The organism is Alcanivorax sp. DG881 (genome assembly GCF_000155615.1).
GTDB lineage: Bacteria > Pseudomonadota > Gammaproteobacteria > Pseudomonadales > Alcanivoracaceae > Alcanivorax.
Window position 1 is genome coordinate 2,518,979 of sequence record NZ_DS989915.1, and the last position, 12,542, is coordinate 2,531,520.

9 protein-coding genes are annotated in these 12,542 nt (G+C 56.6%); 6 read left to right on the forward strand and 3 right to left on the reverse strand.

Annotated elements, in window-relative coordinates; all coding sequences use genetic code 11:
• Positions 1 to 129 precede the first annotated feature (129 nt).
• Positions 130 to 984: a crotonase/enoyl-CoA hydratase family protein gene (locus ADG881_RS11415; protein WP_039927422.1), complete on the forward strand. Its 855-nt coding sequence runs from the start codon at positions 130 to 132 to the stop codon at positions 982 to 984.
• Positions 985 to 1,074: 90 nt separating this feature from the next.
• Here ADG881_RS11415 and katG read toward each other — a convergent pair whose 3' ends face one another.
• The 3 genes from katG to ADG881_RS11430 all read right to left on the reverse strand — a co-directional run bounded on the left by katG (position 1,075) and on the right by ADG881_RS11430 (position 7,052).
• Positions 1,075 to 3,333 carry a catalase/peroxidase HPI gene (katG, locus tag ADG881_RS11420; protein ID WP_007151101.1) on the reverse strand — a complete coding sequence of 753 codons (2,259 nt, stop codon included), beginning with the start codon at positions 3,331 to 3,333 and terminating at the stop codon, positions 1,075 to 1,077.
• A 471-nt stretch (positions 3,334 to 3,804) separates the two neighbouring features.
• On the reverse strand, positions 3,805 to 6,513 hold the full coding sequence (locus ADG881_RS17250) for a hypothetical protein (protein ID WP_050760153.1): 2,709 nt from the start codon (positions 6,511 to 6,513) through the stop codon (positions 3,805 to 3,807).
• Between the two features lie 332 nt (positions 6,514 to 6,845).
• Complete coding sequence (locus ADG881_RS11430) at positions 6,846 to 7,052, reverse strand: cold-shock protein (RefSeq protein ID WP_007149147.1); 207 nt, start codon at positions 7,050 to 7,052, stop codon at positions 6,846 to 6,848.
• Positions 7,053 to 7,361: 309 nt separating this feature from the next.
• Here ADG881_RS11430 and ADG881_RS11435 point away from each other — a divergent pair, with 309 nt between their 5' ends.
• From ADG881_RS11435 to ADG881_RS11455, 5 genes are all read left to right on the forward strand, one after another.
• On the forward strand, positions 7,362 to 7,925 hold the full coding sequence (locus tag ADG881_RS11435; protein WP_007151371.1) for a CoA pyrophosphatase: 564 nt from the start codon (positions 7,362 to 7,364) through the stop codon (positions 7,923 to 7,925).
• A gap of 127 nt (positions 7,926 to 8,052) precedes the next feature.
• Positions 8,053 to 8,781, forward strand: coding sequence for a hypothetical protein (locus ADG881_RS11440; RefSeq protein WP_007150292.1), 729 nt, complete (start codon positions 8,053 to 8,055; stop codon positions 8,779 to 8,781).
• A 12-nt stretch (positions 8,782 to 8,793) separates the two neighbouring features.
• Positions 8,794 to 9,963 carry a hypothetical protein gene (locus tag ADG881_RS11445; protein WP_007150162.1) on the forward strand — a complete coding sequence of 390 codons (1,170 nt, stop codon included), beginning with the start codon at positions 8,794 to 8,796 and terminating at the stop codon, positions 9,961 to 9,963.
• A 51-nt stretch (positions 9,964 to 10,014) separates the two neighbouring features.
• A complete protein-coding gene (locus ADG881_RS11450) occupies positions 10,015 to 11,421 on the forward strand; it encodes a hypothetical protein (protein WP_156790398.1) in 1,407 nt (468 codons plus the stop codon).
• A 322-nt stretch (positions 11,422 to 11,743) separates the two neighbouring features.
• Positions 11,744 to 12,526, forward strand: a complete 783-nt coding sequence (locus tag ADG881_RS11455; RefSeq protein ID WP_039926662.1) for a hypothetical protein — start codon at positions 11,744 to 11,746, stop codon at positions 12,524 to 12,526.
• Positions 12,527 to 12,542 lie beyond the last annotated feature (16 nt).

Sequence of the window (12,542 nt, forward strand, 5' to 3'; positions counted from 1 at the left end):
TTGAGCATAGTTTATTGCGTAATCGGGGCTGTTCAATGCGGGCTGATTGGGTAAGGCTGTGAGGCAAATGCCGAAAGCCTCGGCAGGGTGCTTATACAAAGAGTGCTTATAACAATGGGAGAGAACACCGTGTCCGCATTACCTGAATACCGCTCGTTCGATGTTGCCGTGGAAAACCATATTGCTCACGTGCAGTTCAGTCGCCCTGAAGCGCTGAATAGCATGAACAAGGATTTCTGGCTGGAGTTGCCCCGTTGCCTGCGGGATATCGAGACGGGGACAGACGCTCGCGTGGTGGTGATTTCTTCCACCGGCAAACACTTTTCTGCAGGCATGGATCTGGCGGTGTTTTCCGACCCCAGCGGCGCCCCCATGGGTGGCGACCAGGGGCGAATGGCAGAAAACCTTCGCCGGGTGGTGCTGCAGCTGCAGGATTGTCTGAGTGTCTTGGAGCAGGTGCGTATTCCGGTGCTGGCGGCGATCCAGGGCGGATGTATTGGTGGTGCACTGGATCTGGTCTGTGCGGCGGACAGCCGCTACTGCACAGAGGATGCGTTCTTTACCATCAAGGAAACCCCGCTGGGGATGACCGCAGATGTGGGCACGCTGCAGCGTCTGCCGAAGTTGATGCCCCAGGGCCTGGTGCGGGAGCTGGCCTATACCGGTCGCAAGTTCGGCGCCAGGGAAGCGCTGGAGCAAGGGCTGGTCAACAGTGTTTATGGTAACGCGGAGGATATGCTGACGGCGGTGATGGCCATTGCTGCGGAGATTGCGGCGAATTCCCCGCTGGCCGTGACCGGCTGCAAGGAAATGCTCAATTTCAGCCGCGACCACAGTGTGGAAGACAGCCTCAAGTACATGGCCACCTGGCAGGCGGGCATGTTCCGCCCCGATGACATGATGTTGACGTTCCAGGCCCAGGCGCAAAAACAACAGGCTGAGTACCCGGATTTGGTGCCGATTAAAGAATTGTTTGAGGCCTAGTGAACGGTTACAGAAAAGAACGGCGGCGCAAGTTGCGCCGCCGTTATAAAGGCTACCTTTACCTTTTGGGTATCCGGTAGCGAGGGTTGCTTAGAAGCGGTTGCGGTCCAGGTTCATCACCTTGGTCCAGGCGGCCACAAAGTCGTTGACGAACTCATCGTCGTTATCGTTCAGGGCGTAGTACTCAGCCACTGCGCGCAGTTCCGCGTTGGAAGCGAAGATCAGATCCACCGGCGTGGCGCTCCACTTCTGCTCGCCGCTCTGGCGGTCCATCCCTTCATACAGCCCTTCGTTCTCTGCGGACGGTTGCCACTTCGTGGACATGTCCAACAGATTCACGAAGAAGTCGTTGGTCAGAGTGCCGGGCTGGTCGGTGAAAACACCGTGGTCACTGCCGTCAGCATTGGCATCCAGGGCGCGCATGCCACCAACCAGTACCGTCATTTCCGGAACCGACAGGGACAGCAGATCGGCCTTGTCGACCAGGCTGTTGGTGGGTGACATGACGGCGTCTTCACTGAAGTAGTTACGGAAGCCATCGGCTTTGGGTTCCAGGTTGGCGAAGGAGCTCGCGTCGGTCAGTGCCTGGGTGGTGTCGGCACGGCCGGGTGTGAACGGCACCTCAATCTCATAACCGGCATCGTCGGCGGCTTTCTCAATCGCTGCGGCACCACCCAGCACGATCATGTCGGCCAGGGAGACCTCGCTGTTGCGGAACAGGCCGCCTTTGTTGAACTCAGTGCGAATTTCTTCAAGCGTGTTGAGTACCTTGTCGAGTTCTTCCGGGTTATTCGCCGGCCAGTCCTTCTGCGGTGCCAGGGCAATGCGGGCGCCGTTCGCGCCACCGCGCATGTCGGACCCACGGAAGGTGGAAGCGGAGGCCCATGCCGTGCGGACCAGTTCCTGAACCGTCAGCCCGGACGCGAGAATCTCTTCCTTCAGGTCATTCGCCTGGCCGTCAGAAATGAGTGGATAATCCACTTCGGGGATGGGGTCCTGCCAGATCAAGGATTCTTCCGGGACATCCGGGCCCAGGTAACCGGCACGCGGACCCATGTCGCGGTGGGTCAGCTTGAACCAGGCGCGGGCAAAGGCGTCTTCAAACTGGCTCGGATCTTTCTGGAATCGCTGGGCAATTTCCTTGTATTCCGGATCGAACTTCAGGGCCAGGTCGGTGGTGAACATGATTGGCGCGTGCCGTTTTCCTTCGATGTGGGCATCGGGCACCAGGTTGGCTGCCTGACCGTTAGCGGGAATCCACTGGATGTGGCCGGCGGGGCTTTTGGTTTGCACCCATTCATAGGCGAACAGGTTATCCAGGAACTGGGTGGTCCAGGCGGTGGGGTTCACCGACCAGGCGCCTTCCAGGCCACTGGTGATAGTGTCTGCGCCCTTGCCGGTGCCGCAGTTGTTTTTCCAGCCCAGCCCCTGTTGCTCAGTGGGGGCGGCTGCGGGTTCGGCTTCCAGGCATTCTTCCGCTTTGTGGGCGCCATGGGCCTTGCCGAAGCTATGGCCCCCGGCAATCAATGCCACCACTTCTTCATCGTTCATGGCCATGCGGCCAAAACTCTGGCGGATGTCCTGAGCGGCGAGTAGCGGATCCGGTTTTCCGTTGGGGCCTTCCGGATTGACGTAGATTAGGCCCATCTGTACGGCGCCCAGTGGTTTTTCCAGCTTGCGGTTTTCGTCGTGACGTTCGTCACCAAGCCACTCGGTTTCCGAGCCCCAGTACGTGATGTCTGCTTCCCAGTCGTCCACGCGCCCGCCGGCAAAGCCATAGGTCTTGAAGCCCATGTCTTCCATGGCCAGAGTTCCGGCCAGCACCATCAGGTCGGCCCAGGAGATGTTATTGCCATACTTCTGTTTTACCGGCCACAGCAGGCGGCGGGCTTTATCCAGACTCACGTTGTCCGGCCAGCTGTTCAGCGGTTCAAAACGTTGCTGGGCACCGCGTGCACCTCCGCGGCCATCTGTCACCCGGTAGGTGCCGGCACTGTGCCAGGCCATGCGGATAAACAGCGGGCCATAGTGGCCGTAGTCAGCGGGCCACCAGTCCTGGGAGTCGGTCATGACCTGGCGCAGATCCGCCTTCAAGGCCTCAAGATCTAGTTCAGCAAAGGCTTCAGCGTAATCGAAGTCGCTATTCAGTGGGCTGGATTTGGCGGCGTGCTGGCGTAACGGACGCAGGTCCAGCACTTCGGGCCACCAGTAGGGGCTGGACATGGGGGAGCGGGCAGCGCTCTTGTGATAATTGGAATGGTAGCCACCGGAATGGCCGATGGGGCTGGCGTAGGCCGATGCCGACGCCAGGGCAATAGCTGCTGCTAACGTGACTGTGCGCTTTTTCATGGATCTCTCCTCTGGCAAAACAAATAACGAAATCCGTAAAAATATAGGCGCTACGCTTTTGTGGCGGGAATGCTGTTTCCCTATGGTTGTTATAAAAGGGTTTGATTGGCGGCTTGCTGGCAGTAAATATTTTCTATGCTTTCTAGTCCGCTGGCGCAGTGGCGTTTTCCATTGCTCTGATCCGAACAGGCGCCTCGATCGTGGGGAGGGAATGTTTGCTTATCGGATGCCGGGGGCGGTGATGAGCCCGCTCGGGTGGGAGGTATGGTTGCGCCTATTGAAGTGGTCAATAAGCCTATGGTCGTGGCTACAAGCCGGGAGTGTGATGCAGGTGTAAGCGAGTAGTGACGCTGGAAGTGGGTAGCGGGCGAACTGAGATTGCGGTGTGGTTTCATAGCAGTCGCGGTGCCCTGCCCCGATAGCAAAAAGGCGCCATGAGGGCGCCTTTTTTAATCCGATCACTGTGATGATCTAGAGCGTGGCCTCGCACACCGGCAGAGCGCTGGCTCCGGGCATTACCCAGATCGGGCTGCTGAATGCCACTGGACGACCGGTTTGTGGATCACGGACGCGCAGGAAATAGTAACTTTCCTCGTCAGTGACCGGCACCAGGGTTTCCACGTGGTTGCCCGTTAAAGTCGCGACTACCGCGTTGTTGCGAGTCACCACTTCCACGATGCCAATAAAGTCGCCGCCGCCGCGGGTCAGGCTGGCCGACAGTGGCAGTAGGCTGCCTGCCGGGCGACGCAAGCGGCTACCCATTGGCGAGCCATCCACGGTGAAGGTCATGCGCAGGTCGTTATAGAACTGGGCCACGGCATAGAAGCGGCGGGCTTGCATGGCTTCGCGTAAATCATCGCGGCTGCGCGAACGGGCCACCAGCACGGTTTTGGGCAGGTCCGGGTCGCCCCATTCGGTATCGTGGTGGTCTTCCGAGCCTGCCGCGCCCACGTGCCAGCCCTTGTCCAGGGCGTAGGACAGCCAGCTGCCACCGGGGCCGCCGGAATCGTACTCGGAGCCTTTGCCAAACACTTCCAGCCCCACCACGCGCCGGTCAGCGGCGGCCACATAACGAAAGTCATTGAAGGTGTAGGCGGGATCGCCGCCCAGGGGCTCCACGATACCTTCAATGGCGTCCTCACGACCGGGGTGGTTGAACACCAGCAGGGCGTCGTCGCCGCCACCGAATTGTGCCGGGTAGCTGAACCACTGCCAGAACAGGCCCATGGAGACGGCATAGCCGGGCCCGGTTTTGGCGTTGATCACATTGTCCCCAAAGAACAGGTTGATATGGCCAAAGCGGTCGGAGGTCCATTCGAAACCGCGGAAGGCGGTAAAGCTTTCGTCGCTGGCAGCGTCGGCCTGTTCCGCCGTGGCGTCCCACTTGCGGAAAGAGTCGAACGGGGCGTCGTCATCGGCGATCAGGCACTGGAAAAAATCCTCGGACAGGCAGTCGCCGGTTACTGTTAGCGGCAGCCGTACATTGTCGGAATGGTCTGTGACCCCGGTGAAATCCAGCCCCTGCGCTTTTACGCGTTCGAATACATCAGCAGGGCGAGAGTTGAGAGCGCCATCGGAGTAACCGGTGTGTGCATGCAATACCCCGATGTACTGTTCGAAAGTGCGGCTGTCGTAGGCAGGGGTGCAGATATTGGTTGGTGCCTGCGGGGGCAGGGTTTCCAGCACGTACAAAGGATCGGTGATTTTCCCCAGCAGACTGGTGCAGCCATCGTCGGCGGGGTGTTCGAAGCAGTGGGCCAGGTCTTCGTCCAGGCTGGCCAGGCCGGAGAAGGGGCAGGCGGGCGAGTTCGGGTTGCTGAAACAGGCGCTGACGCTGTCCGGGTTGAGAAGATTGCCGAGTACGGCCAGTGGGCAGCCGCTTTGCAGGGGGCGGAACAGGCATTCCAGTACACTGGGTGAGGGTTGTGTGGTGGGCGTGCCTTGCAGGGTGATGTCGCTATATGCCTCCTGTGCGCCGTCATTGGCGGTGAAGCGAAAGGCAAAGGTCGTGGACATATCCAGCTCGGGTAGCGTTACCGAGGCGGTTGCCTGGCTGGAATCGGTGATGGCCAGCGTCGGCGCGCCATTGTCCAGTTGAGTCCAGACGTACATGAGAGCATCGCCTTCCGGGTCGCTGGCCTCTCCAATCAGCTGAATGGATTCACCGCTGGTGGCCACGCCGGGGTCTGCGTAGGCGTCGTCCACGGTGGGGGCATTATTGTCCGGTAACGGGGAGAGCGTGATGGTCAGGGTGTCGTTGGCTTCTGCGCCCAGATCATCCGTGGCAGTGAGGGTCACTGCCAAGGTGGTTTCATTGCTCACTTGGGGGGCAGCGAAACGGGTGTTCAGGTCATCTTCAGGCTGAAAGATAACAGCGGGACCGGCGGTCACTTCCCAGAGCACCGAGGCGATGGCGCCGTCATCGGTGGCGCTGCCGGACAGTATGATTTCATCGCCACTGGTGGCCGTCTGGTCGGCCCCGGCATCGACCACCGGTAGTGGATTGTTCACGGTGTTGGTGACCGTCACCGTTACCTGGTCCCGACCGAGGTTTCCATTGCTGTCTTCGGCTTCGAGCTCAAACACCAGATCGGTATCGCTATCCACTTGTGGCGCAGTAGCGGTCATCAGGTTTTGATCACTGGCGCCATCCACGGTGGCGGAAGGTCCCTCGAGCTGGGTCCATTGCAGGCGGCGAATAGTGGTGCCACCGGTGGCAGTGGCACCACCCTGCAAAGTGAAGCTGGCGGTTTCCTCCACCTGTTGGTCCATGCCTGCGTCCACCGTGGGTGCAGTGGTGCTGACTGGCGTCACTGTCAGAGGGTGGCGAAGGGTGGTGGTGGCCTCGTCGTCGTCATGCAGTCGGGCGATCACGGTGGCGGCAGTATCCGTGCCGACCGCATCGGCATGAACCTGAATGAATGCGTCGGTTGTGGCTTCAATATCGAGTGGCCCTTCCACGGCCCATTCGATATTGATGATTTCGCCATCCTCGTCGCTGGCTTGCAGCTGGAAGATGCGGCTGCTGCCTGCCGGCATGGTGCTGTCGCCGGTCAGGCTGCCTGTCGGGGCCTGATTCTGCGGCGTGTTGGGTGTCGGGTTGGTATTGTCACTGCTGCCACCACCGCCACAGGCGGCCAGCAGGGTTGCCAGTAAACTGAGAATAACGGTACGCCACATGATCAGGATCTCCCCCATTAAAAACGCGCCGATGCTGACGGGTGGGTATGAACAAACCATGACGGCAAAAATGGTGTGGCTTACGCAAGGTTACAAAAACGGGTGGGGGAGGCTGTTTCTGGGCAAAACGGATGCCTGATCGGATAAAAAGCGATAACAAAAAACAGGCAATTCAAAATGTTGTTCAGGGCGTAGAGCGGGCGCTTCGCGATTCAAAGGGGGAGGGGAGAAAGGAGAAACGGTGTTTTGAGGGCGCGTTGCGGGTGGCGGGGTCAGTCAGCAAGCAATAAAAAAGGCGCCACGAGGGCGCCTTTTTCTACTGGAACGATCGCTTACAGAGCGACGATGTTCTCAGCCTGCGGGCCTTTAGGGCCCTGGGTCACGGTGAACTCAACCGCTTGGCCTTCGGCCAGGGTTTTGAAACCGGAACCGGTGATTGCGCTGAAGTGAGCGAAAACGTCAGGGCCGTTTTCCTGCTCCAGGAAACCAAAACCTTTTGCTTCGTTGAACCACTTAACGGTGCCTTTAACTGTAGACATATCTCTAATCCTGAAAAATGAAGTTTTGCCTTTACGGCGGGTGTAGCTGAAAAACGGAGACTTGGACTTCAGAACTGCAGGACGAGTTATACAATGTAAACAACGAAATGGAGTACGTGATTCAAGCGCGATCTTTTAGCTGGGCCAGAACATAACCCTATTATTGCTCCGTGTACAGCTAAATCGTACCGGATCGACTTCGGGGAGGGCGGTCAGCGCTGATTTGGGGCGTTGCTCGCCCATGGCCTGGCGTGGTGAAAGCAGCCAGAGTGCTATGCTGGGCGCATTTAGCCAATTAGAGAGGCCGTCGTGCCCCCACTGACCTGGCTCAACAGAGCCCGCCCGCAGAAATTGCCCTTCCGGCGCCGTGTCACCCGCGCTGCGGTAGCGTTGATTTATCGCGGGGGGATAACCGAGGGCGAGCTATTCTTCATCCAGCGCGCCCATCGCCCCGGCGACCCCTGGTCCGGAGACATGGCCTTCCCCGGTGGACGCCTGCAAACCGGCGATACCTCCAGCCGCGACACCGCCATGCGCGAAACCGCTGAAGAAACCGGGCTCGACCTGTACCAGAGCGGGCACTACCAGGAGCGCCTGACAGACCGACTAACCCGCCACCACAGCCGCTGGCGGCCCATGGTGGTCACGCCCCATGTGTTTGCCTGGCAGGGCGACGACGCGCTGCGCCTGAACCACGAAGCCCGCCACGGGGTATGGATTCCGATGGAATTTCTGAGCAACCCGGATAACCGCAGCACCCTCACCTACCGCACACCAATGGGGGCGGTGACGCTGCCGTGCTGCCGCTATCAGGGCTACTGCATTTGGGGGTTGAGTTACCGAATGATGGTGGAGTTTTTGGAGCGACGGTGAGGGTTTTCTTGTTGAGTTAGTGGGTGTCCCTTCTTTTCTTTCATTATTGCAATTTTTTGCTTTGCGGGTAGATTGGGTCGCGGGCAGCTTCCAGGCGTTGCCAGGGAATAAAAGATAGGGATTATCAATGAAAACGATTCTGGGCTCCGCCCTCCTGTGCGGTCTCTCTCTGCTTCTGATTGGCTGCGATCAAGATGTTGGCGGTACGTCCTCCATCCCAAAGAGCGGAGAAATTACCGTCATTGAGGATCGCTCATGGGAAGCATTTAATCGTCTTTCCTATGAGGATCAGCTGCACCAGGCATCCGCGCTGTTGGTCATTCGCTATGACATTGACGATCAAGGCAATGTCACCCCTGTTGTTACCCACCGCAAAAGCCGTCTCGGAAACGACAGTCCTCCTTATCAGGTGGGTGATATTTATATGACCGACACCCAGAAGATGCTACTGGAGTACCTGGATGGCGAACTGCGCCACCTTGGTGAGGGTGCCGTGCTGATCTTTTCCGGTGATCCACCCCAGCAGCGAGGCAATCGCATTATTCGAGATGGCGTGGTTTCAGGTGCAGGCCCAATTCCTGTGGACGAGGTACTGGCCGGGTTTGATGGCGCGCCGCTGGTTAATGGTGATCCAGCCGAAGTGCTGACGCTGGAACCGGATCTCTCTAAGGGGGAGGCCGGACCTGCCAAAGTGACGGTTAGCGCTGAAGAGAAAGGTATTCTGGTAGCAATTCTTGAGCGACGGGGGTTGCGCTTCGAGGTGGTTCCTCAGGACGATATGTTTGTCGTGGGTTGGGTCGGCATGGATGCGGACATAGAACAGGTGATCGACGAGTTCGATGCCGCTTGCGAATAAATGGCCAGATAAATGTGGCGCTTTGTCCATGTATTAGTCATGGGTTGGGAATGGTCAAAGGATAAAAGTTTGATGCGATTGAAGGGGTTGTTTCTGGGGTGTGTTGTGCTTGCGGGGTGCGGGGGCGGTGGTAGTGATGGCGGTCAATCTGATCAGACCTTTCCAGAGCCTGCAATCTTTCGAGCGCCATTGAAGTCCTTGCCAGCGGCGACGTTAACGTCGGAAGAGGATGCGGTGCTGTTGTTTGGCGGTTGGTCATATAATTACGATTCCCTGCTAACAGTAAAGAATCACACCAATCATCAGATCGGAAATAGAGTTGACGTTACTCAACATGAGTACCGGGGCTGCTTCAATGCTGGAGAGAACGTCACGGAGGGGTACACGCTGGAAGATCTGGGTTCGCCGTTTACCGGGGCGTTACACAGCGTACGCTCGTATCGCCTGGAAGGCTGCGACTATGATCTGACCCTGAGTGGCGATATAACCGGTTTTCGCCAACGTGGCTTTCCTGTTTCGGGTAAAGGATCGGGAGATTTTTTCGAGGAAACCGATTTTCTCTCCTATGACCGGTATGGAGATTCCAGTGAGCAGCCTCACTTTGTGTACCAGCTGTCGAGCTTCGATAACTCTCGGCTACTGAAAGCCAGGTATAGCCATGCTTTTGTTCATCTTTCACGAAATAGCGATGAGGAAGAGTACGGCTCTTCAGGTCTTGGTCTGGAAGAGTTTTCAATGGAAAGGTTTGCCTGGATATATGATGACAGCGGTGAAGTCACGGCTGTCCAGTTCCAGCTGGGTGAAAGTACTGATGCACGATTCAGTATGTCGCTTTCGCCGAATGGAGCGCTTCCATTTCCTGAGCATAGAATTGAGAGCGTCAATGGCGCTTATGGCACCAAGCAGCTCGATCCGGTTCGAGCCTCATGCCCAGAGGGGCTGATAACAGTGGCGACCCTGTCAGATCTAGTGATCGATGAGAGCAATCGCGATTCAAGTCCTTTGAACGGTAAGCGGTCTATCAAGGCTGGCCAGATCAAGTTGCAGGATGCAGAGGGGAATAACGCTGTTATCACGATGGATGGCGATGCAGGGATATGGTCGGTGTCACTGAACGGCGATACGCCTGTGGACTTCTCTCTGGAGACGATTCAGTCGTTGAGAGACGGGCGCTGTGGGTAATAAGAATAGACTGCGCGGGTTGTCGCGCTGATACGGATTGGCGAGGCTGGGATGCTGAAATCGTTTTACGTCAAATCAGGCGGCCTGTTGGCCACGTTCTCGTGTTTATTGCTGGCGGGTTGCGGAGGTGGCGGCTCGTCTTCGTCTCTGCCGTCGGGGTCGACGGGCTCCTCTCCCGTGGTGCCGGCCTCGATCGAGTATTTCGATAGGGGCACCGGCAACCTGACCGGCAAGGTGGTGTACGACTACAGCACAGCCGACCTGCTGCGTTCCCGCTATCTCTCCCCCGGCGAAGACGGTCTCTGGGATACCGGCGATGACACGGAGTCCCTGTTCCTGGAGTGTGAATATATCGCCCATGAGGAAGGCGACAGTGCCTTGCCGCGTCAACGATTTCTGCCTGTTCATGCCATAGCCCGTTCACCCACCGGTGCCGCAGCGTTGGCCGAATCCGGTCAGCCTGATGGCGAAGCCATGTATTGCCCTTCACTGGACGATCATCGAGTCACCCGTGAGGAATATTGCACTGGGGCACGTTGTCCCCACGGGAATGGAGGGTATCGGATGGTGCTCTCTCGGGAGAGAGAAGGGAGTGTCGTGACTGATTCGCAAACCCTCACCGCGTATCAGGATGGTCTTGAGGATGGCCTGTTAGGACAATCCCAACAGACCACGATCACCCTGGATGAAGAAGGCAGGCCTGAAACCATCGAGGTCGATGTTCTGGAAACGGATTTTGCGTCAGGGGTGCTCGCCGATGCCTGTGAGACCGGCTCCAATGCCGCTCTTGAGACGTTACAGTATCGCAGCTGCAAATTGCTGGACGAGACAGTGCGCTACACCTACGCCGACAATAGCGTCGAGCGGGAAGTGGATTATTACCACGGCTATGTGTTCAACCACACTGAACACAGCATGCGCACGCTGGATCGAGAGCTAAATACCTACACGGTCGAGATCGACAAGGACTTTATCTCCGGCGCGCCGTCCCCGATGGTGGTGGTATATCAGTTCAATGCCCGTGATCAGGTGACCGGTTACACCACCCGTAAAGCAGGAGAGGATGGCCTGTTGGATACGGCTGACGACGTGGTAATCCCTGGCCCCACCTATGAGTGGCTGGCCGATGGCAAGCCGAAGAGCACCTGGCAGGCGCCGGGGGATGAAGGCGTCCATTATCAACACGACGCAAAAGGTCGCGTGCTAACAGCGACTTTTTATCCAGACACCTCGGGCATACCGCTAATCAAGCATGATTTTGCCTACGCAGGCGATCGGTTGCAAAAAGAGGAGGTGTTCAAGCCCCGGTCTGCCGAAGACCCAGCTCCGGTATTGACACGACGCACTTCCTACCGCGCGGCAGTGGCCGGTTTTCCTGCAGGCTTTAATGCAGAAGGACTGCAGTATTTTTCCAATGCCACGTTGTCAGGGCTGGAGCGCCGGTTTGATTTGCCTTAACTGGCTTGGATGCTGGCTTGGCCTGAGGGTAAAGATAAGGCCATGTTTTACAGCTTTAATATGTGCGTGTCCCTTTTCTCATCGATAGCTGGATGGGGAATATACTAGAGTGCCAGAAAAAGAAAATGTGCTGGGTCTCAGTCCACAAGAAGGGTTGGGGGGGGGGGGCTCGGTTCCGTAGCTTGCCATGTCAGCATGATCGGGGGCACGCGGGGTGTTTCCAAGGGCGAAGTTTTCTAACTCATTGATTTGTTGGCTTGAAATTGTGTGTGTTCCCCAGGTTCTTTGGGGGTTACGGGTTTGATTTTCATTCGGAGTGATTATGCATAAAAAAATTGCCTTTATCATCGTGGCTATTGTCGTGTCAGGGTGCCAAGCATATAAAAGTACAACCTTTGATGAGAGCCCTAAAAGAGTGGGCGTTATTTCTCTGATGGGAAGTGAGATCGGGCTTTATCATCGGGGGATGACCGTCTTTGGTAACCAGGTTAATAATGTTGAGATAGAGGGTGTGGATTTAAACGACATTTTCCAGGAAAAGATTGGTGAGGCGCTGCAGTACGATTATGAGGTTGTTGATTTGGATTTTAATCAAGAGGAAATGTTTGCCTTGCTGACAAAAGATAAGCCTGCGAGTTTTTCTTCCTTTATGTTTGGTGAGAATAAATTTATGTATTTGGAGGAGGATCTTAAAAATATTTCATCGGAAAATGATTTGGATGCCATTGTCTTGATGGCTCCTGTGAAGGCGGCTGTTCAGTCGGCGGATGTTCCCGAGGGTGTTTCTATTTATAGTGCAGGACCTAGTGGAAAGGTCAGCAAGAGTTGGGCAGGGGTTCATGCGATTCTTGTTCTTATCGATGGAAGTAACGGTCGAGAAGTTAGAAGTAAGGTATTAAGGGGTGAGGTTGGATTCGGTGGAAACTACTTTTTTGCTTCGCCTTTAATGGATATTAGAGAGTATGAATTGGCAGATGTAACGGTAAGAGAAGTGACGGAGGAAGACAAAAGACGGATGGAGGAAATATTTTCAGCTATTCCTGAGCAGAGCATGGTGAATAGAAATGTGAAGGATCTCATGGAAGGTTCTTCTTTAGAGTGGTGAGATTAAGAGCATAGGC

Excerpts from the sequence above, each read along its gene's own strand:
- katG (WP_007151101.1), bottom strand. The coding sequence starts at position 3,333 with ATGAAAAAGCGCACAGTCACGTTAGCAGCAGCTATTGCCCTGGCGTCG.
- ADG881_RS17250 (WP_050760153.1), bottom strand. The coding sequence starts at position 6,513 with ATGTGGCGTACCGTTATTCTCAGTTTACTGGCAACCCTGCTGGCCGCC.
- ADG881_RS11430 (WP_007149147.1), bottom strand. The coding sequence starts at position 7,052 with ATGTCTACAGTTAAAGGCACCGTTAAGTGGTTCAACGAAGCAAAAGGT.
- ADG881_RS11440 (WP_007150292.1), top strand. The coding sequence starts at position 8,053 with ATGAAAACGATTCTGGGCTCCGCCCTCCTGTGCGGTCTCTCTCTGCTT.
- ADG881_RS11445 (WP_007150162.1), top strand. The coding sequence starts at position 8,794 with ATGTGGCGCTTTGTCCATGTATTAGTCATGGGTTGGGAATGGTCAAAG.
- ADG881_RS11450 (WP_156790398.1), top strand. The coding sequence starts at position 10,015 with ATGCTGAAATCGTTTTACGTCAAATCAGGCGGCCTGTTGGCCACGTTC.
- ADG881_RS11455 (WP_039926662.1), top strand. The coding sequence starts at position 11,744 with ATGCATAAAAAAATTGCCTTTATCATCGTGGCTATTGTCGTGTCAGGG.